Here is a 23,946-nt window from a genome sequence, read left to right as displayed (position 1 = left end):
TTGTAATCATTATCCTAGATTTGCCACCCGGTCGGATGTCAAGGGCTCGTGACACTTGATGAATATCATGATAAGCATTAGGGGTGACTGGACGCACCCTCTCCGATGTCGTGGTCGTCGACGCCGTGCGCACGCCGAGCGGCCGCGGGAAGCCCGAGGGCTCCCTCGCGGGCGTGCACCCCGTGGACCTGCTCTCGCAGACGATCGAGACCCTGCTGGGCCGCAGCCCCGCCCTGGACCCGGGCACCGTCGACGACGTCATGGTCGGGTGCGTCTCGCAGGTCGGCGAGCAGTCGGCGACGCCCGGGCGGATGGCCTGGCTGGGCGCCGGGCTCCCGCCGCACGTGCCGGCCACGACGATCGACCGCAAGTGCGGATCCAGCCAGCAGGCGGTGCACTTCGCCGCGCAGGCGATCGCCTCCGGACAGGCCGACGCCGTCGTCGCGGGCGGCGTGGAGTCGATGAGCCGCGTCGTCATGGGCTCGGCGCGGATGGGTGCCGACCCGTACGGCGCGCGGGTGGCGGAGCGGTTCGCGCCCGGCCTGGTCTCCCAGGGCGTCGCGGCCGAGCTGGTCGCCGCCCGCTGGAAGCTCTCCCGTGCCGAGCTCGACGAGTACGCCGCCCGCTCCCACGAGCTGGCGGCCGCCGCCCAGGACTCCGGAGCGTTCGACCGCGAGGTGATCGCGATCGCGACGCCCGAGGGCCCCGCCGATCGCGACGAGACGATCCGGCGCGGCACCACGGCCGAGCGCCTGGCCGGGCTGCGGGCGGTCTTCGAGACACCCGAGCTGGCCGCCCGGTTCCCGGAGATCGACTGGTCCGTCACGGCCGGCAACTCCTCGCAGATCACCGACGGCGCCAGCGCGCTGCTGCTCATGTCGCGCGAGCGGGCCGAGCGGCTCGGGCTCACCCCGCGCGCCCGGATCCACAGCATGGCGGTGGTCGGGGACGACCCGCTGCTCATGCTGACCGGACCGATCCCCGCCACGCACAAGGTCCTGGCCCGCTCCGGTCTGTCCGTCCGCGACATCGACCACGTCGAGCTCAACGAGGCCTTCGCCTCGGTCCCCCTCGCCTGGCTGGCCGAGTTCGACGTCGATCCCGCGCGGGTCAACCCGCGCGGCGGCGCCATCGCCCTCGGCCACGCGCTCGGCGCGTCCGGAGCGCGCCTGATGACCACCCTCCTCCACGCCCTGGAGGACAACGAGCAGCGCCTCGGCCTCCAGCTCATGTGCGAGGCCGGCGGCATGGCCAACGCCACCATCATCGAGCGGCTCTGAGCCGCGCCCACCCGACCGAAGGAGAACCACGTGGACCTCACCGGAGCCTCGGCGCTCGTCACCGGCGGTGCGTCCGGCCTCGGCGCCGCGACCGCACGGCGCCTGGCACGTGCCGGCGCGCACGTCGTCGTCCTCGACCTCAACGAGCAGCTCGGCAAGGAGCTCGCCGAGGAGCTCGGCGGCTCCTACGCGGCCGCCGACGTCACCGACCCCGCGGCCGTCGACGCCGCACTCGACATCGCGGTCGAGCACGGCCCCCTCCGGACGCTCGTGCACTGCGCCGGCAGGGGCGGCACCGTGCGCCTGGTCGACCGCGACGGGAACGCGGGCGACCTGGACCTCTACCGGCAGCTCATCGAGATCAACCTCGTCGGGACCTTCAACGTGCTGCGCCTCGCCGCGGCGCGGATGGCCGTGAACGAGCCGCTCGGGGAGGAGCGCGGGGTGTGCGTGCTGACGGCCTCCGTGGCCGCCTGGGAGGGACAGGTTGGGCAGATCCCCTACGCCTCGGCCAAGGCCGGCGTGGTCGGCATGACCCTCGTCGCGGCGCGCGACCTGGCCACCAAGGGCATCCGCGTCAACACCATCGCCCCCGGCGTCTTCGACACCCCGATCCTCGCGCGCTTCTCCCAGGAGATCCGCGACGGTCTCGGCGCCCAGGTGCCCAACCCCGCCCGGCTCGGACAGCCGGACGAGTTCGCGATGCTGGCCCAGCAGATCATCGAGAACCCCTACCTCAACGGCGAGACCATCCGCCTCGACGGCGCGATCCGGATGAGCCCGCGATGACCACGGAGGAGACCGTCGTGACCGAGACCGACCTGCTCGTCGAGGAGCGCGGCCGCGTGCTCGTGCTGACGATGAACCGGCCCGACGCCAAGAACGCCATGTCGATGGCGATGGCGCACCAGATCGCCGACGCGCTCACGCTGCTCGACGAGCGCGACGACCTCAGCGTCGCCGTGATCACCGGCGCGGGCGGCACCTTCTGCGCCGGCATGGACCTCAAGGGGTTCGCCCGCGGCGAGCGCCCCGTCGTCGAGGGCCGCGGCTTCGCGGGCATCGTCAAGCAGCCGCCGACCAAGCCGGTGATCGCCGCGGTCGAGGGCTACGCCCTGGCCGGCGGCTTCGAGATCGTCCTGGCCTGCGACCTGGTCGTGGCCTCGTCGGCCGCCCGGTTCGGCCTCCCCGAGGTCAAGCGGGGCCTGACCGCCGCGGCCGGCGGCCTGCTGCGGCTGCAGCGGCGGATCCCCTACCACCTGGCGATGGAGCTGGTGCTGACCGGTCGGATGTGGCCGGCGCCCGACGCCGCCGCCGTCCACCTCGTCAACCGGATCACCGAGCCCGGCGAGGCGCTGGCCGCAGCCCTCGAGCTGGCCGACGAGGTGGCCGCGAACGCGCCCCTCGCCCTCGCGGCCTCCAAGCAGGTGCTCGTGCGCTCCGTCGACTGGCCACTGGCGGAGATGTTCGAGCGCCAGGAGGCGTTCGTGAACCCGGTCCGCGAGTCCGCGGACGCCAAGGAGGGCGCCCTCGCGTTCGTCGAGAAGCGCGCTCCCCGCTGGACGGGCCGCTGAGCGGTGGCCATGCGCGCCTGGCAGATGACGGGCACCGGTGAGCCCCTGCGCCTGACCGAGCTGCCCGAGCCGGTCGCGGGCCCCGGCGAGGTGCTGGTGGCCGTGCGAGCCGCCGGCCTGTGCCACACCGACGTCGGCATCCTTCACGACGCGACCTGGACCGAGCGGGTCGGCCCGTTCCCGCTCACGCTCGGGCACGAGATCGCCGGGGTCGTGGCGGCCCTCGGGGAGGGGGTCACCGGCTGGTCGCTCGGCGAGCGTGTCGCGGTGAACCCGGCCGGAACCACCCGGCCGGGGCTCGGCCGGGACGGCGGCTACGGGCCACTGACGCTCGCCGACCCCGCCGACCTCGTGCGGGTCCCCGACGGGCTCTCCGACGAGCTCGCCGCCGCGGGCACCGACGCCGGCCGGGCGCCGTACCGCGCGGTCGTCGTGCGCGGCGAGGTCGGCGCCGGTGACAAGGTCGGCATCATCGGCCTGGGCGGCCTCGGCCAGGTCGGCGCGCGGATCGCCGTCCTCCGGGGCGCCGAGGTGTACGCCGCGGAGCCCAAGCGCTCGCTGTGGCCGATGGCCCGCGAGCTCGGCGTGCGCGAGGTCGCCCCCGACATCCGCGACTTCGCCGGGGTCGGCCTCGACGTGGTGGTCGACTTCGCCGGCTTCGGCACCACGACCGCCGGGGCGGTCGAGGTCGTGCGCGAGCACGGTCGCGTCGTCCAGGTCGGGATGGGCCGGCTCGAGTCGACCATCTCGACCAACGCCCTCATCCTCAAGCAGGTGACCCTGCTCGGCTCGCGCGGCGGGACGGTCGAGGACATCGCCGCCGTCTACGAGATGTTCGCCTCCGGCGACCTCTCCCCCGCGCTCGAGCTCATCGGCTTCGACGACATCCCCGGCGCGCTCGCCCGGCTGCACGCCGGCGAGGTGACCGGCCGGCTCGTCGCCCGCTACCCCTGAGGCCGCAGCAGCGCCGTGTCCCCGGCCAGGAAGCCGCCGTCGACGCCGTAGCACGAGCCGGTGACGAAGCCCGCGTCCGGCGAGGCGAGGAAGCGCACGACCGCGGCCACCTCGTCGACGTCGGCGAGCCGGCCCAGCGGATGGGCCGCCTCCAGGCGCCGGATCTCGTCCGGCGAGCGCCGTGAGCGCAGCAGTCCGGTGTCGACGAAGCCCGGCGCCACGGCGTTGACCCGGATCCCGTCGCCGGCGTACTCCAGGGCGGCCGAGCGGACCAGCCCGGTCAAGGCGTGCTTCGACGTCGCATAGGCGGCGGCGCCGGCGAAGCCGACCCCGCTGCCGACGGAGGACACCACGACGATGCTGCCCCCGGTCCCGAGCATCGCGCGCACCTGCTCGCGCAGGCACCGGAAGGTCCCGTGCAGGTTGACGTCGACGACCCGCTCCCAGGCGGCGTCGTCGTACTCGTGGAGCCGTGCGGCCGGTCCGCCGACGGCCGCCAGGTTGACGGCGACGTCGAGCCCGCCGAGCAGCTCCGCGGCCCGCGCGACACCGGCCCCGACCGCGATGGGCGAGGTGACGTCGAGCCCGACGGCGCCGGCCGCGCCGGCCGCCGCGGCCACCTCCGCCGCGGCGTCCGCGTCGACGTCGGCGACCACGACCGCCGCCCCGTCGCGCACCAGCGCGGCCACGCAGGCAGCGCCGATCGCGCCGGCGCCGCCGACCACCAGCGCGCCCCGGCGGCGCGTCACGGCGCCGTGGCGAGCAGGTCGGCGAGGGCGTAGGCCTGGCGGGTGGCGAAGGAGAGGCGGCGCGGCGCGTAGGCGTCGCCGAGCAGGTGGAGCTCGGGGACCCGGCCGACGAGCTCGGCGTGCAGGGAGGCGTCGCTGTCGGCACCGCAGGCCAGCACGACCGAGTCGTAGCCGTCGAGCGCCGCGTCGGCGAAGGTGTAGACGTGGCGCACGTCCACCCCGTCGGCGCGGATCGCCCGCACCTCCTCCAGCTGCCGGAACGCGACCCCCCGGCCGTGGAGACGGGCCAGGATGCCGCCGAGGATGTACCTGCCGAGCAGCTGCCCGGGCTGGGCGGCGCCGTAGACGAGGGTGACGTCGTGCCCCCGGCCGGCGAGCAGGTCGGCCACGGTGAGCGGCGGCAGGTGGTCGTCGCGCGCGACCACCAGGACCCGGTGCCCGACGGCCGCGGCCCCGTCGAGGACGTCGGCAGCGTCGAGCACGTGCGGCAGGTCGACACCGGGGATGGCCGGGCGGTGCGGCCGGGCGCCCGTCGCCACGGCCACGATCTCCGCTCCCGCGGCGACGACGTCGTCCGCGCTCGCCCGGCGTCCCAGCTCGATGTCGACCCCGAGCCGCGCGAGCCGCGCGCCCTGCCAGGCGAGGTAGTCGGCGTACCGCTCGAAGGTCGGCGCCTTGGCCGCCGTCGCGAGCTGCCCACCGATGTGGTCGGCCGCCTCCCACAGGCGCACCCGGTGGCCGCTCTCCGCGGCGAGGGCGGCCAGCTCGAGGCCGGCCGGGCCCGCGCCGACGACCAGGAGGTCGCGAGGCCGTGCGGCGACGCCGAGCGCACCCTCGCCCCAGCGTCCGTCCACCTCGGTCTTGACGTGCGGGTTGACGGCGCAGCCGAACGGCAGGCCCTCGGCGTACTGGCGGCTGATGCAGTCGTTGCCGCCGATGCACGGGCGGATCTCGACGGCGCGCCCCTCGCGCGCCTTGGTGAGGAGGTCGCGCTCGGCGAGGTAGGCGCGGGCCATCCCGACCACGTCGGCGTGGCCCGCGGCGAGCACCTGCTCGGCGACCTCGACCGTGGTCACCCGCCCGGCGTAGACGACCGGCAGCGCGACCGCGGCGCGGACGCGACCGGCGAGCTCGGCCCACTGCGCCGCGCCGTAGTACTGGGGCTGGATGTAGCTGGGATCCCCCCAGGGCGAGCCCACGACCGCGTGGAGGTAGTCGACGAGCCCGGTGGACTCGAGCAGCTGGGCCACCTCGACGCCGCCGCTCTCGTCGTAGCCCTCCGGCATCTCCTCGCGCAGGTTGAAGCGGACGCCCACCGTCAGCTCACTGCCGACCGCGTCCCGTACGGCGCGCAGCGCCTCGAGGGCGAACCGTGCCCGGTTCTCGAGCGGGCCACCGTAGGCGTCGGTGCGGTCGTTGGTCAGCGGCGAGAGGAACCACTCGAGCATGTCGTCGTGGTTGAGGTGCAGCTCGATGCCGTCGAGTCCGGCCTCGCGCGCCCGCGTCGCGCTGAACCGGTACTCCTCGACGTACTCGGCGATGTCGGCCACCGACATCACGTGGGGGCGAGTGTTGGTGAGCGGCGAGCTCAGCACCCGGCCGGGCGACTGCGGCACGCCGCCGATGACGGTGAGCTGGCTGGTGACGACCGCGCCCGCGCGGTGGAGCCGGTGTGCGAGCTCCTGGACCCGCTCGACGTAGTTGGGCTGGCGGTAGTTGCCGATCGTCTCGGCGCCGTAGCCGCCCGTCTCGAAGCCGGGGATGACCGGGTTGCGCACCCGGCCGCGGACCCCGTCGATCCAGGAGGCGCCGTCGAGGGCGCGCGACTCCCAGTAGGCCATGTGGATCTCGGCCTCGGCCTCGGTGCCCCACAGGTTGCCGATGCCGGAGCCGTGCGGCGGCACCATCACCCGGTTGCGCAGGCGCATCGTGCCGATCGTGATCGGCGAGAAGACGTGGGGGAAGGCGGGAGCAGCGGTGGTCGTCATCGGGCCGCCTCCGCGGGCACCTCCGCGGACACCTCCGCCGGCGTGCGGAGCATCAGTCCGGCGCGCTTGCAGGTCATCACCAGGACGTCGTCCTGGTTGTAGCCCCGGTGCTCGAACCACACGATGCCGGAGTCGTCGCGGCTCTTCGAGACCCGCTTGTCGAGGATCGTCGTCTCGCCGCGCAGGGTGTCGCCGTGGAACACCGGCGCGGGGAACCGCACCTCCTCGTAGCCCAGGTTGCCCAAGGTGGTGCCCATGGTCAGCTCCGGGACGTGGAACGCCCCGATGAGCGCGACCGTGAACAGGCTGTTGACCAGCGGGCGCCCGTGGATCGTGGTCTTCGCGTACTCCGCGTCGAGGTGGATGGGCGCGACGTTCATGGTCAGCGACGTGAACAGCACGTTGTCCATCTCGGTGACGGTGCGGCGGAACGCGTGGCGGTAGACCCGCCCGATCTCGAACTCCTCGAAGTACAACCCGCGCATCAATAGCTCCTCGGAAGGCCGAGCACGTGCTCGGCGACGTAGTTGAGCACCATCTCCTGGCTGATCGGGGCGATCCGCATCAGCCGCGCCTCGCGGAAGTACCGCTCGACGTGGAACTCCTTGCTATAGCCCATGCCGCCGTGCACCTGCAGCGCGACGTCGGCGGCGTAGTAGCCGGCCTCCGCGCACAGCCACTTGGCGTAGTTGGCCTCCGCGCCGCAGGGGCGCTGCTGGTCGACGAGCCAGGTCGCCCGCTGCAGCACCGCGTCCGCGGCCTCGATCCGGATCTTGGCCTCGGCGAGCTGGAAGGACAGGCCCTGGTTCTGCCCGATCGGGCGGCCGAAGACGACGCGGTCCTTGGCGTACTGCACGCCCCGGCGCAGGGCCGCCTCGCCGATGCCGAGCATCGCGTTGGCCGCGACCACCCGCTCGGCGTTGAGGCCGGTGAGGATCACCTGGAAGCCGCGCCCGACCTCGCCGACCACGTCCTCGTCGGCGACGAAGAGGTCGTCGATGAAGAGCTCGTTGCTGTCCACGGAGTTGCGGCCCATCTTCGGGATCGGCCGGATGGTGACCCGCTCCCGGTCGACGGGGGCGAAGAACACCGTCAGCCCGTCGGTACGACGTGCGCACTGCTCCTTCGGTGTCGTGCGCGCCAGCAGCAGCATCCGCTCGGCCTGCTGGGCGTTGGAGATCCAGACCTTCTTCCCCGAGACCAGCCAGCCCCCGTCGACCTTGCGCGCGAACGTCGACAGGTTCGTGGTGTCGGTGCCGGCGTCGGGCTCGGTGACGGCGAAGGAGATCTGCAGGTCGCCCTTCGGCACCCGGGGCAGGAAGCGCTGCTTCAGCTCCTCGCTGCCGTGACGCAGGATCGGCTCGAACCCGAAGATCCCGATGTGCACCGCGCTGCAGCCACCCATGCCCGCCCCGGACGCTGCGATCTCGCGCTCGACGATCGCCGCCTCGGTGACGCCCAGCCCGCCGCCGCCGTACTCCTCGGGGATGGTCAGGCCCAGCCAGCCGGCGTCGGTGACGGCGCGGTAGAAGTCCCAGGGGAACTCGTGCCGCTCGTCCCGCTCCGCCCAGTACTCGTCCGGGAAGCGCGCGCAGAGGTCGCGCATCCCCTGCCTGATGTCGTCGTGGTCGGGATCGGGCTCGAAGTTCACGACGGCCGCCGATCGCCCATCGCGCCGTCCCAGAGGGCGTCGAAGTAGGGCTGCAGGTCGGGGGCCCCCTGCGCGTACCAGGCCGGGAAGTCCTCGTACGACGTGCCGACCCCGTCGATCCCGAGGGCGTCGATGCGGCCGGCCCACTCCGTCTCGGCCTCCCGCGCGGCATCGACGAGCGCCTCGCCGTCGGTCACCGCATCGGTGCCGGCCACCTCCTCCTCGACGGCGGCGTGGACGTCCGCGAGCCGCTCCACGACGTCCGCGTCGAACGGTGTGAGCGCGCCGTCGGCGTCGAGCACGGCCCCGACGGCCGCCGCGGTGTTCTCCCAGGCGCCCTCGAAGTTGGCCTGCAGGAGCACGTCGAGCCGGTCGTACATCAGCTGCTGCGCCGCGAGCGGCAGCTCGTTCCAGCGCGCCAGGCTGATCGCGATGGTGCCGGCCGGGGCGTTGAAGCCCTCCTCCTCGGCGTAGGCCACGTGCGGTGCCGCGGGGATGAAGCCGCCCAGGGCCGCGCCGGTGACGGTGCTGAAGGCGCAGTCGATGACACCGCGCTGCAGGCCCTCGAACATCTCGGCGTAGCTGATCGACGTCGGCGTGAGGCCGAGCGCCTCGGCCTCACGGTTCTGGACCTTGCTCTGGCTCGCGACCCCCCGGCCGTCGAGCTCGTCGGTCGAGGCGCCCGGATCGGTGCAGTAGGGCATATAGGCTCCGGACCCGAAGGCGGGCAGGAGCAGCTTCATCCCGTGCTTCTCGTACTCGCGGTCGACGTCGTCGGTGGCGGCCGCCAGGTCGAGCATGATCCCGTGCCACTGCAGCATCCAGTCGACGGGGGTCTGGCGGCCGAGGTGGCTGAGGTCCCCGAGGGCGTTGGCCGCCGGCAGGTCGTCGGGCACCAGGGCCGGCATGACCGAGCCGATGTCGAGCCGACCGTCGGCCAGCGCGAGGTGCACCTCGTTGGGAGGCGCCATGCCGTTGGAGTAGGTGAACTCGAAGGTGATCTTCCCGCCCGACCACTCCTCGACGGCCGCGGCGTAGTCCTCGAAGCGTCGCCCGGTCGCCGACCCCTTCGGCCCGGTCGACTGGATGGCGAGCGTCACCGGATCCATGTCGGCCAGCGCGTCCACGTACGCCGACTTGTCGGCGCCGTACTCGATGCTGCTGCCGCCGGCGTTGGTCTCCTCGGTCGCCGACGAGCCGGAGCACGCCGTGAGCGCGAGCGTCGCGGCGGCGAGACCGGCGAGCGCGGCGCCGCGGGACCGCCACCCCGTCCGCAGAACTGTGAGCATGGGGGCACCTTTCCTAGCGCTGATGATGGATATAATCCTTATCAGTGATTCGGATCACGCGCAAGGGTCAACCGCGCGGCCGCGCGACGGCGCGACCCAGCACCTCGCCCGCGGCCAGGCGCGCGTAGGCGGCCTCGACGGCCTCCAGCCCGACCTCCTCGACCTCGACCCGCACCTCTCCGGCCGCGGCCAGTCCGAGCAGCCCGACCAGCTCCGGCCGGGTCCCCCAGTAGGGCAGATCCGTGCGCACCCCGAGCGGCAGCGCGTGCATGCCGACCGCCAGGCGACCGCTGCCGACGCCGACGATGGAGACGATCCCGCCGATGGCGACCACCTCGGAGGCCAGGTCCAGGCTGGACGAGGACCCGACCAGGTCCAGCACGACATCGGCCCCGCGGCCCTGGGTCAGCTCGCGCACCGCGCGCGCCAGCGACGGCCCGGGAGCGAGGACGTGGTCGGCTCCGCAGCGGGCCGCGAGCTCCCGCTTGGCGGGCAGCCGGTCGACGGCGAGCAGCCTGCTGCCCGCCCGCCGGGCGAGCTGGACGGCGACGTGCCCGAGACCGCCGACCCCGATGACGACGACGGTGGTCTCCTCGGCGGGCAGGCCGACGGCCATCACGGCGCGCTCGAGGGCGTGCCGGGCCGTCAGCCCGGCATCGGTCAGCGCGGCCGCCTGGGCCGGCGAGACGCCGGGGGCGGGCACCAGGTGATCGGCGTCGACCGCGACGAGCTCCGCAAGTGCGCCGGGCGCACCCAGTCCGGGCGGCAGCCGCGGACCGGGGGTGCGGCAGTAGTTCTCGGCGCCGCTCGCGCACCGGCCGCACCGACCGCAGCCCCGAGGGCCGTAGCCGACCACCGCGGCCCCGACCTCGATCCCGGCATGCTCGGCGACACCGGGCCCGAGTGCCTCCACCGTGCCGGCCAGCTCGTGACCCAGGACGAGGGGCAGCGCGAAGGGATGCTGGTCGACCGACCGGCTCGCCAGGGTGAGGTCGGAGTGACACAGGCCCGCGGCCGTCGTACGGACGACGACCTGCCCGGCCCCCGGCCGGGGGTCGGGGAGGTCGGCCAGCCCCCACCCGTCGCGGTCGAGGACGAAGGCCCTCATCGACCCGGTGACTCTCCCCGCACGAGCCGGGCGTGCGCGAGCCAGTCCCGGGCCTTGTCGGCATGGGCCAGGTCGACGTGCTGGCCCCGGAAGCGCACCGCGCCCTCCCCGCGGGCCACCGCGGCGTCCACGGTGGCGACGAGCTCCGCGTAGTACGCGACCTCCTCGTCGGAGGGCGTGAAGACGTCGTTGACGACCGGCACGTGGCTCGGATGGATGGCGACCATTCCTCGGAAGCCGAGCTGGAAGCCGTAGTCGGCGAACTCCCGCAGGCCCTCGAGGTCGGCGAGGTCCTCCCACAGGGCGGTCAGTGGGTGCAGGCCGTACTGCCGACACGCCAGCAGGATGCGGCTGCGCAGGTAGAGCGTCTCCGATCCCTCCCGCGACTGCCGGAAGCCCACGGCCCGGGCGATGTCGGCGTGCTCGGAGGTCGGGCCGATCATGGCGCCGACGCGGGGCGAGGCGGCCGCGATCTCGAAGCAGTTCGTGATGGCGTCGACCATCTCGACCGGGACGATCATCTCCAGGCCCTCGGCGCCGTTGCGCGCCTCGAACCAGTCGATGAGGGTCTCCCAGCGCAGGACGTCGGTGGCGTCCTTGATCTTCGGCGCGAAGACCCCGTCGAGCTCGGGGCACACGACCGCCTCGAGGTCCGCGCCGGCGAGCCGGGTCGCGAGCCCGTTGGGCCGGACGAAGAGGCCGACCTCGGGACGCTCGGCGCGCAGCTTCGGCAGGGTCTCGCGGACCGTCGCCCGCGCTCCGGGCTTGAGGTCCTGCGGGACGGAGTCCTCGAGGTCGAGGACCACGCAGTCGGCTCCCGACGCCAGCGCCTTGAAGACCCACTCCGGCTTGTGCGCCGGGACGAAGAGGACGGTGCGGTAGGGATGCACGACTCAGCCCTCGCGGTCGTGGGTGTCGTCGGTGACGCCGAGCGCGCGGAGCTTGGCCTTCTGGACCCGCTGAGAGGGCGTCTTGGGCAGCTCCTCCACGAACCGCAGGAAACGCGGCACCGCGAACGACGGGATCCGGCCGTCGCAGTGGGTCCACAGCTCCTCGGGCGTCGGCGGCGGGACGTCGCCGCCCGTGATCACGTAGGCCATCACCTCGTCCTCGCCCGCCTCGCTCGAGGCGGGCACCGCGATGACCGCGCACTCGACGACGGCCGGGTGGGCGAGGATCGACGTCTCGATCTCGTAGGAGCTGATGTTCTCACCGCGGCGGCGCAGTGCGTCCTTGAACCGGTCGACGAAGTAGAACCAGCCGTCCTCGTCGCGGCGCAGGGCGTCACCGGTGTGGAACCAGAGGTTGCGCCACGCCTCGACCGTCTTGTCCGGCATGTTGAAGTAGCCCATCGAGCAGATGAAGGGCACCTTCGGCCGCACGACCAGCTCGCCGATCTCGCCGATGCCGACCTCCTCGTCGGTCTCCGGGTCGACGAGCCGGACGTCGAACCACTCGTCGGCGGCCAGTCCGGCCGCGCCGGCCGGCCGGGCCTCGCCGTACGGCGAGATGATCGGCGCCGAGGTCTCGGTGAGGCCGAAGACCTCGACGAACGCCTCGATGCCGTACCGCTCCTTCATCGGGTCGACGAGGGTCGCTGCGGTCGGGGCGGCGAAGACCACCCGCAGCGGGTTGTCGGCGTCGTCGTCGCGGCGCTCCTGCTTCCAGATGAAGTCCATCATCACGCCGATGAAGTTGGTGACGGTGACCCGGCTCTCGCGGAGCTGGTCGACCCAGCGGCTCGCGGAGAACCGACTGCGGGTGACGAAGCGGGCGCCCGCCACGAGTGTCGGGTAGGCAGCCATGAACTGGGCGTTGCCGTGGAAGAGCGGCGTGACCGACATCCAGGCGTCGTCGGCGGTGAGCCGGACCAGCGAAACGCACTCGTCGGCGAAGAAGTACATCTGGGCGTGCGGCATCGCCACGCCCTTGCTGGGACCGGTGGTGCCGGAGGTGAACAGCACCGAGGCGAGGTCCTGCGGGCGGACGTCGGGCAGGGCGATCGTGCCCTCGACGACGCCCGGCGCGGTGGCGTCCTCGTCCAGCTCCTCGAACGGAGCGGCCTCCCAGCCGGCCGAGCGCAGCGTGGCGAGCGCCTCGTCCCGCGACCCGGTGTCGATCACCCAGAACTTGCGGATCGACTTGGCGGCGTCCGGGATCGCGACGAAGCGCGCGGCGTACACGTCGTCGACGACGGCGAGCGTCGCCTCCACGGTGCTGACCTGGTGGGCGAGGAAGTCGTGCTCGTAGGCGGTGTTGATCGGCACCTCGACGAGGCCGGCGACCGCGGTGCCCACCCACGTGCGGACGAACTGCGAGGAGTTCTGCGCGACGAGGACCACGCGGTCGCCGGGCTCGGCCCCGGCCGCGAGAAGGCTGCGGCCCACCCGCTCCGCGGCCGCGAGCGTCGCGGCGTAGGTCCAGGTGCGGCCCTCCTCGGGGCAGTCGAGCCAGACCGCGTCGGGCCGCTCGGCGGCGTGGTGGCGCAACACGGTCGGCAGCGCCCACTGGGCGCGGTCGGCGAACGTGGGCTGGAGGTCGCGGTAGTGACGCAGGCTCACTGGTCGTCCTTCTCGGTCGGCTGGTGCTGGGCGCGCCGTGCGGCGCGGAAGTCGGGCTTGCGCTTCTCGAGGAAGGCGTTGGCGCCCTCGCGCATGTCCTCGCTGCCGATGGCCTGGATGAGCATCCCGAGCCCGGCGGACATGTTGTCCTTGGAGGCGTTCCACCACTGGTTGGAGCTGATCTTGGCGATCTCGAGGTAGCGGGGGCTGAGTCGCTCGATCTCGCCGAGCCACCGCTCGACCGCCGCCTCCAGACCGCCGTCGGGGACGACCTCGTTGACCAGGCCCATGGCGAGCGCCTGCTCGGCGGAGTAGCGCCGGCACATCATCGCCATCTCCTTGGCGCGCTTCTCGCCGATCTGCACCGCCATCAGGTTGGTGGCGCCGAGCACCGGCGCGGAGCCCACGCGGGGCCCGGTCTGGCCGAAGGTCGAGCGCTCCGTGGCGATCGCGAAGTCGCAGGCGACGACGAGCTCGTTCCCCCCGCCGGCGGCCGGGCCGTCGACGGCGGCGATGACCGGCCGCGGGCACGAGCGGATGGCGTCGACCAGGCGCAGCGAGCCGGTGAAGAGCGCACGCAGCTGCTCCGGGTCCGGCTCCCCGAGCTGGTCGAGCGCACCGCCGGCGCAGAACGCGCCACCGGCCCCGGTGAGCACGACCGCGTCGGCGGACGCCGCGTCCTCGAAGGCGGCGATCAGCGTGCGCGCCATGTCGAGGTCGTAGGCGTTGAGCCGCTCGGGACGGTTGATCGTGATCCACCGGACATTGTCGTGGGGACCTCGGGTCTCGACGTCGATCGCGGCCACTCTTCCTCCTCCTCGGACGTCAATCCATGGTTTTGATGATCAACAATCTACGGTAGCGTCCGTCACAGAGGCAAGAGAGAGGACGATCGACGTGAAGGCTGCGGTACTGCACGGGTTCGACCAGCGGGTCGTGCTCGAGGACGTACGGGTGGAGGCTCCCCTCGCGGGCGAGGTGCGGATCCGTACGGCGGCCACCGGCATCTGCCACTCCGACCGGCACGGCCAGACCGGCGGGAACCCGGCGCTCGGCCTGCCCACGGTGCTCGGCCACGAGGCCGCGGGCGTCGTCGTCGAGGTCGGCCGCGACGTCGCGGGCCTCGCTCCCGGGGACCACGTCGTGGTGGCGCCCGCGGGCTCCTGCGGGACCTGCGCCTGGTGCAGCCAGGGCCACCCCCAGCACTGCACCGACCTGCGTCGTACCCGCACCGACGGCTCGCCCCGGCTCACGCTCGACGGCCGTGCGGTGACCCAGTTCGTCGGGATCGGCAGCTTCGCCGAGGAGATGCTGCTGCAGGCGTCCAGCGTCGCCAAGGTGCCCGCCGCGATGCCTCTCGACAAGGCCGCCCTGCTCGGCTGCGCCGTGATCACGGGACTCGGCGCGGTGCGCCACAGCGCCGCCGTCCGCGTCGGCCAGACCGTCGCCGTCGTCGGCTGCGGCGGTGTCGGGCTCAGCGCGGTGCAGGGCGCCGCGCTCGCCGGCGCGTCGCGCATCGTCGCGATCGACCGGATGCCCGAGAAGCTCGACCTCGCCCGCCGGATGGGCGCCACCGACGTCGTCGACGCTGCCGCGACCGACCCGGTCGCCGCCGTCCTCGACCTCACCGGCGGCGTCGACCACGCGCTCGAGATGGTCGGCCTGCCCACCACGATCGCCCAGGCGTTCGCCATGCTGGGCACGCGCGGCACCGCCACCGTCGTCGGGCTCGCCCGGCCCGGCGACACGATCAGCCTGCCCGCCGCGGACCTGCTCGCCGAGAAGCGGCTCCAGGGCTCCCGGCTCGGCGGCACGCAGCTGCGGGTCGACGTGCCCCTCTATGCCGAGATGTACCTCTCCGGCCGCCTCGACCTCGACGCCCTCCAGGGCGCCACGGTCTCCCTCGACGGGCTCGCGGCGGCGCTCGACGACATCGACAACGCCACCACCGCGCGGACCATCGTCACCTTCTGACCGAGCGGAGGGCAGCCCAGCGGCGCTCAGCCCACGAGCCGGCCGACCGGAAGGTGCTCGCTCCCCTCGGGCTGGACGAAGCCGACGACGACGGACGCGCCGACGCGCAGCACCGACCGGTCCGTGACCTCGGGCAGCAGGAGGGTGAGCCAGGGCCCCTCCTCGGTCTCGACGATGCCGATCACCGTGTCGACCGCGGGCTGGTCGTCGCGCGGGCGGCCGGGCTTGACCGTCCAGGACACGAGGGAGCCGCGGCCGGAGGCCTCGCGCCACTCGAGGTCGGCAGCCTGGGTGAGCGAGCAGACCATCGCGGCCGGCTCCGACCACTCGCCGCTCGACGGGGAGTAGCGCAGCAGCAGGCGCCCCTCGGCGGAGGCGTCGAAGAAGGGGCCGGACAGGTCGTCGCGGACGACCGGGGCCGGGGAGGGGGCCGCGGAGGGCGCCAGGGACATCGGGGTCACCTCGTCTTCGGGTGGGGGCTGAGGATCAGGGTGGAGTGGAAGTCGAGGACGCCGCCGTTGCCGCTGACCATGACCAGGTCGTGATCGGCCACCTGGCGCTCGCCGCCCTGACCGCGCGCCTGGATGACCGCCTCGGAGAGCGGGGTCATCCCCCACATGTAGAACGACGACAGCTCGCCACCGCCGGTGTTGGTCGGGTGCGAGCCGCCGGGCGCGATCGCGCCGCTGGCGACGAACTCGCCGCCCTCGCCCTTGGCGCAGAAGCCGTAGTCCTCCAGCGTGATGAGCGTGGTGTAGGTGAAGCAGTCGTAGAGCTCCCGCACGCCGATCTCCTCGACGCCGACGCCCGCCATCGAGAGCGCGTCGGCACCCGACTGCGCGGCACCGGTGACGAGGCCGAACTCGCTGTCGCGGCGGTTGACGTAGCCCGGGTGGCCCTGGCCCCAGCCCCACACGTGGACGGGCGGCTGCCGCAGCGTGGCCGCGCGCTCGGCGCTGGTGACGATGATCGCCACCGCGCCGTTGCTGACCAGACAGCAGTCGAGCAGCCGCAGCGGGTCGGCGATCATCCGCGAGGACTGGTGGTCCTCGAGGGTCATCGGCTCCCGCATCTGCGCCGCCGGGTTCATGGCCGCCCACTGGCGCGCCGCCACGGCGACGGCGCCGAGCTGCTCGCTCGTGGTGCCGTAGGTCTCCATGTGCCGTCGCGCGGCCACGGCGTACCGCTCCGGCGCGGCCTTGAGCCCGGCCGCGAACGGCAGCGAGCCGACACCCTCCATCGCCCGGGCCTGGCCGGGGTACGCCGCGCCGGCGCGCTTGCCCTCCTTCAGCGGCGCGTCGGCGTACACGCAGGCGACGACCTCGGCCATGCCGGCGTCGATCGCCATCGCGGCGTACTGCACCATCTGGCCGGCGGAGGAGCCGAAGCCCTGGATGGTCGCCAGGAGGCGGGTGTGCCGCATCTGCAGGCTCGACTGCAGCCGCAGGTCGGTGTCGTTCTTGACGCCGGGGTTGACGTAGAGGCCGTCGATGTCGGCGAGGCCGAGCCCGGCGTCCTCGGCGGCGCGGCTGATCGCCTCGACCGCGAGCTGGGTCGGGGTGCGGCCGTAGATCTTGCCCATCTCGGTCATGCCGAGTCCGGCGATGGCGGCGGTCACGGGGTCTCCTGTCCGGTCGTGTCGGCGGCGGTCGTGTCGGCGGCGGTCGTGTCGGCGGCGGTCGTGTCGGCGGTGGTCGTGTCGGCGGTGGCCCCGTCGTCGGTACGACGCGGCAGCTCCACCTCGACGACGCCCGGTCCGACACTGACGCCGGAGCGGTTCTCGCAACGGATGGCGATCTCCACGACGCCGACGTCGCCCTCCAGGCGGGTGGCCGCGACCTCGGCGACGACGCGGAGCGTGTCGCCGGCGTAGTTGAAGCTGCGCATCCGGAACCCCCGGATGCCGCGGATCCGGCCCGCGAGCCCCATCCAGTCGCGCACGCTGCGCTCCCAGGCGCTCATCAGGAAGGAGGTGTTGGCGTACATCTCCTCCGCGCCGGTCGCCCGGGCGTACTCGCTGTTGTGGTGGATCGAGTTGAAGTCGCGGTTGCTCCCCGCGGCCATCACCAGGCGGTAGACGGTCAGCGGAAGCTCGACGACGGGCAGCCGCTCGCCGACGGCGACGTCCTCGAACCGGCGGCCCTCCAGCAGTGGGGTCTCGGCGCTCACGAGGCGTCTCCCTTCCCGGCCTTCCCGGCATCCTTCGCATGCGGGACGTAGGCGTAGGTGCCGATCCGGATCCGGCCGACGACCTCGAGCTCCTCGGTGACGATCTCGCTCTCCCAGGTCATGAAGGCGCCCCGACCGACGGCGGTCTCCTTGGGCTTGCAGCTCAGGAGGGTCTTTCCGCGCCGTCCGATCCGCTCCCCCGCGATCACGTCGCGCAGGAAGTCGACCTCGATGTCGGTGCCGAAGAAGCCGGTGGTGCGCGGCCCGAGGGTCATGTCGGCGTTGTTGATCGCGCTGTGCACGGGCTGGGCGTCCCGATCGGCGCTGTCGAACAGCACCTGGCCGGGCTGCCACGCTGCGGGGATGGTCCACGCGATGACGCCGGTCGCCGGCATGGTCACGTCGGCGTGTCCGGCCGCGCGGGCGACCTCCGGGTCGGTGTGCAGGGCGCAGTCGAGCTCGAGGGGCTCGAGGTAGCGGCGGACGGCGCCGCGCTCGACGGCATCGCCGCCCCAGGTGATCGCGCCCTCGGCGAAGTCCGTGCCGATCGCGTCGATCACCGGCTGCCAGTCGGCCTGCCAGTCCTGTTCGGTGTCCGCTGCCGCGGTCATCGCAGGATCCCTCCTTCGGTGAGTACGGCGACCCGCTCGGCGTCGTAGCCGAGGATCTCCGTGAGGACCTCTTCGTTGTGCTGGCCCAGCGTCGGCGCGGCGCTGCGCGGTCGGCCGGGTGTCTCGGACAGCGCGGAGCGCGGCCCCTCGACCCAGGTGGTTCCGTGCCGCGGGTGCGGCAGCTCCACGAGGTGGTGACGGTGCGCGAGCTGGTCGTCGTCCGGGTAGTCGTCGCTGGTGACGGCCAGGTGGGCGGGCACGCCGACGGACTGCAGCGTCCGCTCGACGTCCGTGGCGTCCCGGCCGGCCGTCCAGTCGGCGACGGCCGCCTCGAGCTCGTCCTGCGCGGCCCGCCGGCCCTCGTCCGTCGCGAGGTCGGCGCGGTCGGCGAGGTCGGGGCGCCCCATCGCCCGTGCGAGGGCGCGCCACTCCTGGTGGCTGCGCACGGCGACCGCCACGAAGCGTTCCTTGCCGTCGACCGGCAGGCACGCGAAGACGCCGTGCGGCGCGAACCGGGGGTCCCGGTTGCCGTGCCGCTCGGCGATCGTGCCGTCGTACCCGAACTGGGCGACCTGGGGCGAGAGGAAGAAGACGCCCGCCTCGACCTGGGAGACGTCGATGTAGGCGCCCTCTCCGGTCCGGCGCCGGTTCTCCAGGGCGGCCAGCAGCGTGACCAGCGCCAGCCGCGGCCCGACGTAGTCGGTGTAGGGCCCGAAGGTCCCCATCGGCAGCCGGTCCTCGTAGCCGACGAGGTGCTGGAAGCCACTGAGGGAGGAGCCGACGTTGCCGAAGCCGGCGAGCGTGGACCACGGGCCGCGCTGCCCGGCGATCGAGGTGCTGAGCATGACCAGGTCGGGCTTGTCGGCGCTCAGCGTCTCGTAGTCGAGACCCCACTTCCGCAGCTGACCCGGCGAGAACGACTCGACGACGACGTCGGCCCAGGCCACCAGGTCGCGCACGACCTCCTGACCCTGCTCCGACTTGAGGTCGAGGGTGAGGCCGAGCTTGCCGGCGTTGCAGTTGCCGAAGAGCGCGGATCCCTCCTTGTCCTGCACGCCGCCGTGGAAGGGCTGCATGAGGCGGGCGGTCTCGACCCGCACGCTCGACTCGACCCGCACGACCGTGGCGCCGAAGTCGGCGAGCGTGCGGCCGATGAGCGGGCCCGCGACGACCCAGGACAGGTCGAGCACCTTCAGCCCGGACAGTGCGTCGGTCGTCATCGCAGCCATTCCTTCAGTACGACGTCGGTGTGCTCGCCGAGCAGCGGCGCCCGGCCGCGTACCCGCGGCCCCTCCGGGCCGAGCACCTGGGCCATCCGGCCGGGGATCCGGACGTCGACGGAGCCGATGTCGACCTGCCCCCAGAACGAGCGCTCCGCCAGGTGCGGGCTGCCCGCGATGTCGGCCATGTCGAAGATCGCCATGCACAGCAGGCGGCGGCGGATGGCCGCGTCGAGGACCTCGGCCTTGGTCTTGGTGAGCAGGAACGCGCGCACGGCGGCGCGGGCCACGTCGAGGTCGTCGTGGGACAGCTCGCCGGCGACGAGCCGGTCGGGCACCACGCGCCAGTCCCACGAGGCGACCGGCTCGTCGACGGCGCCCTCGTCCCTCATCCAGGCGAAGAGGTTGTTGGTGAACGCGCCGGCGGCCGGACCCATGGACAGGTGCAGCTCGACCATGCCGTCGCGGCAGTGCCACTTCTTCAGGCTGTTGGGCGTGGCGGCGCCGCTGCCGCTCTGGTCGGTGCGGCCACCGGTACGCCGCCCGGGCGTGGTCTGCCACTCCGGGTGGTCGTCGCCGACCGCGGTCGCGAGCACGCGCGCGAGGGTCGCTACGCCGACCGCCTCCTGGGCGGTGACGTCGACGACCTGGCCACGCCCGGTCGCGCCCCGCGCCAGGACCGCGATCAGGGTGCCGGCCGCGGCGTCGGCCGCGGCGTGCAGGTAGGCCTGCGGGACGCTGATCCGCAGGGGCGGAAGGTCGCCGTCGCGGTGGGGGGCGAGCGGCCCGCCGGCGGCCCACACGACGAGGTCGGTGTCGGCGTACCCCGCCTTGGGGCCGTCCCACCCGAAGGCGCTCACGACCGTGTAGACCAGCTCGGGACGGTCGCCGCGCAGGCTCTCCGGGTCGAGCCCGAGCGCCTCCAGCCGCTCGCGCGGCCACGAGGTGACGACGATGTCGGCGACGCCGGCGAGCCGGCGCAGCCGCGCGAGCGCCTCGGGGTCGTCGAGGTCGAAGGCCGCGCCGCGCTTCCCGGCGGCGAAGGTCTCCCAGTACATCGAGCTCGCGGCGGCGCCGTCGGCGACCGGCGGAGCCTGGCGGGCGGTGGAGCCGGCCGCCGGCTCGACCTGGACCACGTCGGCGCCGAGGTCGGCGAGCAGCCGCCCGCACAGCAGGCCCCGCTCGTCGGTGAGGTCCAGGACGCGGAGGTGCTCAAGCATCGGCGGGCGCTGCCTCCGTGACCCTGATCGCGCCCTCCGGGCAGGCATCGGCGGCGTCCTGGGCCTGGCCGACGAGGTCGGCCGGGAGCTCCCAGCAGCGGCCGCGCTCGGCCACGAACCCCTCATCGTCGTCCGTCAGCAGGTCGGGCGCGACGGCGTAGCAGCGTCCGTGCCCCATGCACTTGCTCTCGTCGATGGCGATGAACATGGCTCAGACGTCCCACTCGAGCGGGAGGGAGGACATGCTCAGCTGGACGCCACGCTCCATGAGCTCGGTGCCCTCCTTGATGCGGTACTCCGGGATGCGCTGGTGCCACTCCTCCAGCACGACCTTGAGCTCCAGGCGAGCCAGGTGCATGCCGAGGCAACGGTGCGGGCCTCCGCCGAAGGCGAGGTGCTGGTTGGCGTTGTGGCGCGCGACGTCGAACCGGTCGGGGTCCTCGAACTTCCGGGGGTCGCGGTTGGCCTGCGCGATGCCGAGCCAGACCACGTCGCCCTTCTCGAGCTCGAGGCCGTTGAAGTCCTGCGGTTCCTGCACCTCGCGGCCCGCCTGGAAGACCAGCGGGTAGAGACGGAGGAACTCCTCGACCGCCTTGGGGATCAGCGTCGGGTCGTCGATGATCGCCTGCCGGTCGGCGTCGTGCTGGGCGAGGTGGGCATAGATGTAGCCCAGGGCGCTGCGGGTGGTGTCGAGGCCCGCGAGCATCAGCGTGAGGCAGATGGTGAGGATCTCGTCGTGGGTGAGCGCCTCGTCGTCGATGCGCGCCTGCACGAGCCGGGAGACCATGTCCTCCTTGGGGTCGCGCGGGTTGGCGCGCCGCTCGTTCACGGCCTCGTCGAAGTACTTCATGATGCTGGTCTTCGCGGCCTCGGCCCGGCCCGGGTCGCCCGCGAGCAGCGCGCCGAAGTAGTCGTCGGACCACTCGAGGAACTGCTCCCCGTCGCTGACCGGGAGGCCTAGCAGCGCGAGGAACATGTCGGTCGGGTAGCGGATCGCGAACTCCTTGACGAAGTCGCAGCTGCCCGCGCCCTTCATCTCCTCGATCAGCTCGATGCACCGCTGCTTGGCCATCGGCTCCATGCGCCGCACGGCGGCGGGCGCGAAGAACTGGTTGAGGATCCGGCGCAGCTTGACGTGGGGCTGGCCGTTCAGGTCCTGCGGGAGCAGCGGCTCGCCGAGGCCCGGCCGGAGCGCACTGCGCACGGCGGTGGTCCAGGTCTCGTGCTGCTGGAACCCCTCCTGCACGTCGTCGTAGCGCTGCAGCATGAAGAAGCCGCGCTCGGTGGTGTCGTTGTAGAGGAAGCGGGCCTCCTCGCGGTCCGCGTCGAGCAGGCCGTAGTGACTGAGGATCGGGGCGTGACCCGTGTAGTCGGTGTGGCTCACCGGGCAGCCGCGGCGGGTCTCGGTCATGGCGGGAGGTGCCTTCCTTTCGAAGGGTTGCGGGGATTCGTCCGGGCTACTTGGCGCTGTCGGAGGCCAGGTCGGGCAGCCAGGTACTGATCTCCGGGAAGAAGATGAGCACGATGGTCACCAGGATCGCCATCGGCATGAACCACCAGCAGGCGTTGAAGACGTCGTTGAGCCGGATGTTCTGGCCCTGGTTGACCTCGGGCTCCTTCGTGATCTGGTGGATGATGAAGGCGAGGATCCCGACCGGCGGCGTGACGACCGCGAGCTCGCCCATCAGCACCGCGAACGCGCCGTACCAGAGCAGGGAGATGTCGAGCGAGATCAGGGTCGGCATCAGGATCGGGATGGTCAGCACCATCATCGGCAGGGGCTCCATGAAGGTGCCCAGCACGATGTAGACGACCATCATCAGCAGGAGGAACGACACCCGGTTCAGGTCCATCGACTCGACCACGTCGGCGAATCCGGTGCTGATGCCGGTGAGGGTGAACATCCGCGAGAGGGCCTCGACGCCGACCAGCATGAAGAAGATCGCGCCGACGCTGCTGACGGCGGCCACGGCCCCGTCGGCGATGGTGCGCAGGGGCTTCTTGCCCCACTGCCAGATGAGCGCGATGAGGAGCGACACGACCGCGGCCACGGCACCGGCCTCGGTGGCGGTGAAGGTGCCGGAGAACATGCCCCAGACGATGACCGCGATGAGGATCGGGACCGGCCAGATCTTGGCGAGGCTCCCGAACCGGGTGCTCCAGGTGACCGGCTCCCCCGCCGTGGCGGCCCCGGCGTCCGGTGCCCAACGGCGGGCGAAGATGACGATCATCAGGGTGAACAGGACCGCGACCAGGACGCCCGGTCCGATGCCCGCGAGGAGCTGCGGGCCGATCGGGACCTCGGCGATGCCGGCGTAGATCACCATCATGATGCTCGGCGGGATGAGCTGGCCGGGCAGACCGGCGACGATCACCGAGCCGATCGCGAGCCTCTTGTCGTAGCCCGCCTTGAGCATCTCGGGGATGCCGATGCGAGCCAGAGCGTAGGTCGTCCCGACCGACGACCCGCTGACCGAGGCCAGTCCGGCGCCGGCGATGTTGGTGCCGACGGCGAGGCCGCCCGGCATCCAGCCCAGCCACTGCCGCCCGGCCGCGTAGACGCTCTCGGTGAGACCCGCCTTCCACAGCAGCAGGCCCATCAGGATGAACATCGGGACGACGCTCAGGGTCCACTCGGCGACCTGGCTGTAGGGCAGCGTGGTGAGCGTGCTCTCGACCAGCAGCTCGCCCCGCAGGGCATACATGCCGAGCAGGGCCGGGATGATCATCGCGACCGCGACCGGCATGCGCAGGAAGATCAGGCACAGCATCAAGACGATCGCGGCGATGCCGATGGCCTCGGGAACCAGCGGCAGGAACATCGCGATCGTCGAGCCGACGACGAAGACCATGGTCACCGTGAAGACGACCCAGGAGCCGGCGCCGGCGCCGGGCGGGGACGTGGCGGCGGTGGGCGCCGCTCCGGAGCCCGCGGCCTGCGGCTCGTCGGCCGGCACCGCGTCGGCGGTGTGCGTGTCGATGCTCATCAAGCACCCCTTTCGTCGGCGGCGAACTGCTCGAGCACGAGCAGCTCGTCGGGGTCGCCGGCCGGACCCTCGTCGGCCCCCTTCACCAGCGCGTGGATCGCGGCGTAGGCGAACTGCACGGTCAGCGAGGCGAAGGCGATGGGCGCGAGGAAGTAGGGCTGCCAGGCGGGCAGGTCGCTGACGCCGGCGGTCTTGCGGATGTCCATCGCGTGGACGGCCTCGTCCCAGCCGTAGCGGGCGAAGCCGAGCGAGACGGCGGCGGCCAGCAGGAAGACGACCGCGAGCACGTACTTGCGGGTCACGGCCGGGAACCGCTCGTAGAGGAGGTCGGCCGCGACGTGCTGTCCCCGCAGCTGGGCGGCGATGAAGCCGAGGAACGCGACGATCGGCAGATACCAGTACTGCGTGATCTCCAGCGTGTTCGGCATCGGGTTGTCGAAGAAGGTGCGGCTGATCGCGTTGGCCGTGATGTGGACCATCATCACGAAGGTCACCACCACCGCCGGGACTTCGATCGCCAGCTCCACGGCACGGGTGGCCCGTGACTTCGGCTGCGGTTCGGTCATTGCGAGCTCCAGGAGTAGAGGGTGCGACCGGGCCGCGTGCGCGGC

Annotated in this window: 24 protein-coding genes; 5 read left to right on the top strand and 19 right to left on the bottom strand. The window is 72.7% G+C overall.

What is annotated here, in order from left to right; genetic code table 11:
- The first annotated feature begins 83 nt into the window (after positions 1 to 83).
- Genes QJ852_05010 through QJ852_04995 form a run of 4 tightly spaced genes read left to right on the top strand, consistent with a single transcriptional unit; the run spans position 84 to position 3,808 of the window.
- Positions 84 to 1,280 carry a thiolase family protein gene (locus QJ852_05010; protein WGX97797.1) on the top strand — a complete coding sequence of 399 codons (1,197 nt, stop codon included), beginning with the start codon at positions 84 to 86 and terminating at the stop codon, positions 1,278 to 1,280.
- 30 nt (positions 1,281 to 1,310) lie between these two features.
- Positions 1,311 to 2,069 (top strand): SDR family NAD(P)-dependent oxidoreductase, encoded by a 759-nt coding sequence (locus QJ852_05005; GenBank protein WGX97796.1) that lies wholly within the window; start codon positions 1,311 to 1,313, stop codon positions 2,067 to 2,069.
- Positions 2,066 to 2,854 (top strand): crotonase/enoyl-CoA hydratase family protein, encoded by a 789-nt coding sequence (locus QJ852_05000; protein WGX97795.1) that lies wholly within the window; start codon positions 2,066 to 2,068, stop codon positions 2,852 to 2,854. Before QJ852_05005 ends, QJ852_05000 begins: the two co-directional genes overlap by 4 nt.
- A 9-nt stretch (positions 2,855 to 2,863) precedes the next feature.
- A complete protein-coding gene (locus QJ852_04995; protein WGX97794.1) occupies positions 2,864 to 3,808 on the top strand; it encodes a zinc-binding dehydrogenase in 945 nt (314 codons plus the stop codon).
- On the opposite strand, the gene QJ852_04990 is transcribed toward QJ852_04995, so the two are convergent.
- The 9 genes from QJ852_04990 to QJ852_04950 all read right to left on the bottom strand — a co-directional run bounded on the left by QJ852_04990 (position 3,799) and on the right by QJ852_04950 (position 13,960).
- A complete protein-coding gene (locus tag QJ852_04990; protein WGX97793.1) occupies positions 3,799 to 4,557 on the bottom strand; it encodes an SDR family oxidoreductase in 759 nt (252 codons plus the stop codon). The two genes, QJ852_04995 and QJ852_04990, sit on opposite strands and share 10 nt — an antisense overlap.
- Positions 4,554 to 6,545 carry an FAD-dependent oxidoreductase gene (locus QJ852_04985; GenBank protein WGX97792.1) on the bottom strand — a complete coding sequence of 664 codons (1,992 nt, stop codon included), beginning with the start codon at positions 6,543 to 6,545 and terminating at the stop codon, positions 4,554 to 4,556. Before QJ852_04985 ends, QJ852_04990 begins: the two co-directional genes overlap by 4 nt.
- A complete protein-coding gene (locus tag QJ852_04980; GenBank protein WGX97791.1) occupies positions 6,542 to 7,030 on the bottom strand; it encodes a MaoC family dehydratase in 489 nt (162 codons plus the stop codon). The genes QJ852_04985 and QJ852_04980 overlap by 4 nt, the downstream gene beginning before the upstream one ends.
- Entirely contained in the window at positions 7,030 to 8,196 is a 1,167-nt protein-coding gene (locus tag QJ852_04975; protein WGX97790.1) for an acyl-CoA dehydrogenase family protein, read from the bottom strand. Before QJ852_04975 ends, QJ852_04980 begins: the two co-directional genes overlap by 1 nt.
- Entirely contained in the window at positions 8,193 to 9,485 is a 1,293-nt protein-coding gene (locus QJ852_04970) for a hypothetical protein (GenBank protein ID WGX97789.1), read from the bottom strand. Before QJ852_04970 ends, QJ852_04975 begins: the two co-directional genes overlap by 4 nt.
- Positions 9,486 to 9,552: 67 nt before the next feature.
- Positions 9,553 to 10,593, bottom strand: coding sequence for an alcohol dehydrogenase catalytic domain-containing protein (locus QJ852_04965; GenBank protein WGX97788.1), 1,041 nt, complete (start codon positions 10,591 to 10,593; stop codon positions 9,553 to 9,555).
- Positions 10,590 to 11,483 (bottom strand): CoA ester lyase, encoded by an 894-nt coding sequence (locus QJ852_04960; protein ID WGX97787.1) that lies wholly within the window; start codon positions 11,481 to 11,483, stop codon positions 10,590 to 10,592. The genes QJ852_04965 and QJ852_04960 overlap by 4 nt, the downstream gene beginning before the upstream one ends.
- A gap of 3 nt (positions 11,484 to 11,486) precedes the next feature.
- Positions 11,487 to 13,154, bottom strand: coding sequence for an AMP-binding protein (locus QJ852_04955; protein ID WGX97786.1), 1,668 nt, complete (start codon positions 13,152 to 13,154; stop codon positions 11,487 to 11,489).
- A complete protein-coding gene (locus tag QJ852_04950; GenBank protein WGX97785.1) occupies positions 13,151 to 13,960 on the bottom strand; it encodes an enoyl-CoA hydratase-related protein in 810 nt (269 codons plus the stop codon). The genes QJ852_04955 and QJ852_04950 overlap by 4 nt, the downstream gene beginning before the upstream one ends.
- Positions 13,961 to 14,051: 91 nt before the next feature.
- Between QJ852_04950 and QJ852_04945 the strand changes: the two genes are divergently transcribed.
- Positions 14,052 to 15,128 (top strand): alcohol dehydrogenase catalytic domain-containing protein, encoded by a 1,077-nt coding sequence (locus tag QJ852_04945; GenBank protein WGX97784.1) that lies wholly within the window; start codon positions 14,052 to 14,054, stop codon positions 15,126 to 15,128.
- Positions 15,129 to 15,154: 26 nt separating this feature from the next.
- Here the strand turns inward: QJ852_04945 and QJ852_04940 are convergent, their stop codons facing one another.
- Genes QJ852_04940 through QJ852_04895 form a run of 10 tightly spaced genes read right to left on the bottom strand, consistent with a single transcriptional unit; the run spans position 15,155 to position 23,901 of the window.
- Positions 15,155 to 15,580 carry an OB-fold domain-containing protein gene (locus tag QJ852_04940; protein WGX97783.1) on the bottom strand — a complete coding sequence of 142 codons (426 nt, stop codon included), beginning with the start codon at positions 15,578 to 15,580 and terminating at the stop codon, positions 15,155 to 15,157.
- Between the two features lie 5 nt (positions 15,581 to 15,585).
- A complete protein-coding gene (locus QJ852_04935) occupies positions 15,586 to 16,746 on the bottom strand; it encodes a thiolase family protein (protein ID WGX97782.1) in 1,161 nt (386 codons plus the stop codon).
- Positions 16,743 to 17,297: a hypothetical protein gene (locus QJ852_04930; protein WGX97781.1), complete on the bottom strand. Its 555-nt coding sequence runs from the start codon at positions 17,295 to 17,297 to the stop codon at positions 16,743 to 16,745. Before QJ852_04930 ends, QJ852_04935 begins: the two co-directional genes overlap by 4 nt.
- Entirely contained in the window at positions 17,294 to 17,908 is a 615-nt protein-coding gene (locus QJ852_04925; protein ID WGX97780.1) for a MaoC family dehydratase N-terminal domain-containing protein, read from the bottom strand. Before QJ852_04925 ends, QJ852_04930 begins: the two co-directional genes overlap by 4 nt.
- The gene (locus QJ852_04920; GenBank protein WGX97779.1) at positions 17,905 to 19,128 is read right to left on the bottom strand and encodes a CoA transferase; all 1,224 of its coding nucleotides are present in this window, start codon (positions 19,126 to 19,128) and stop codon (positions 17,905 to 17,907) included. The genes QJ852_04925 and QJ852_04920 overlap by 4 nt, the downstream gene beginning before the upstream one ends.
- Positions 19,125 to 20,348, bottom strand: coding sequence for a CoA transferase (locus QJ852_04915; GenBank protein ID WGX97778.1), 1,224 nt, complete (start codon positions 20,346 to 20,348; stop codon positions 19,125 to 19,127). Before QJ852_04915 ends, QJ852_04920 begins: the two co-directional genes overlap by 4 nt.
- On the bottom strand, positions 20,341 to 20,556 hold the full coding sequence (locus QJ852_04910; GenBank protein ID WGX97777.1) for a ferredoxin: 216 nt from the start codon (positions 20,554 to 20,556) through the stop codon (positions 20,341 to 20,343). The genes QJ852_04915 and QJ852_04910 overlap by 8 nt, the downstream gene beginning before the upstream one ends.
- Before the next feature lie 3 nt (positions 20,557 to 20,559).
- Complete coding sequence (locus QJ852_04905; GenBank protein ID WGX97776.1) at positions 20,560 to 21,759, bottom strand: cytochrome P450; 1,200 nt, start codon at positions 21,757 to 21,759, stop codon at positions 20,560 to 20,562.
- Between the two features lie 46 nt (positions 21,760 to 21,805).
- Positions 21,806 to 23,335: a TRAP transporter large permease gene (locus QJ852_04900; protein ID WGX97775.1), complete on the bottom strand. Its 1,530-nt coding sequence runs from the start codon at positions 23,333 to 23,335 to the stop codon at positions 21,806 to 21,808.
- A complete protein-coding gene (locus tag QJ852_04895) occupies positions 23,335 to 23,901 on the bottom strand; it encodes a TRAP transporter small permease (protein ID WGX97774.1) in 567 nt (188 codons plus the stop codon). Before QJ852_04895 ends, QJ852_04900 begins: the two co-directional genes overlap by 1 nt.
- Between the last annotated feature and the right edge of the window lie 45 nt (positions 23,902 to 23,946).

This window comes from Nocardioides sp. L-11A (genome assembly GCA_029961745.1).
Lineage (GTDB): Bacteria > Actinomycetota > Actinomycetes > Propionibacteriales > Nocardioidaceae > Nocardioides.
This window is presented reverse-complemented; position numbering and strand designations above follow the sequence as displayed.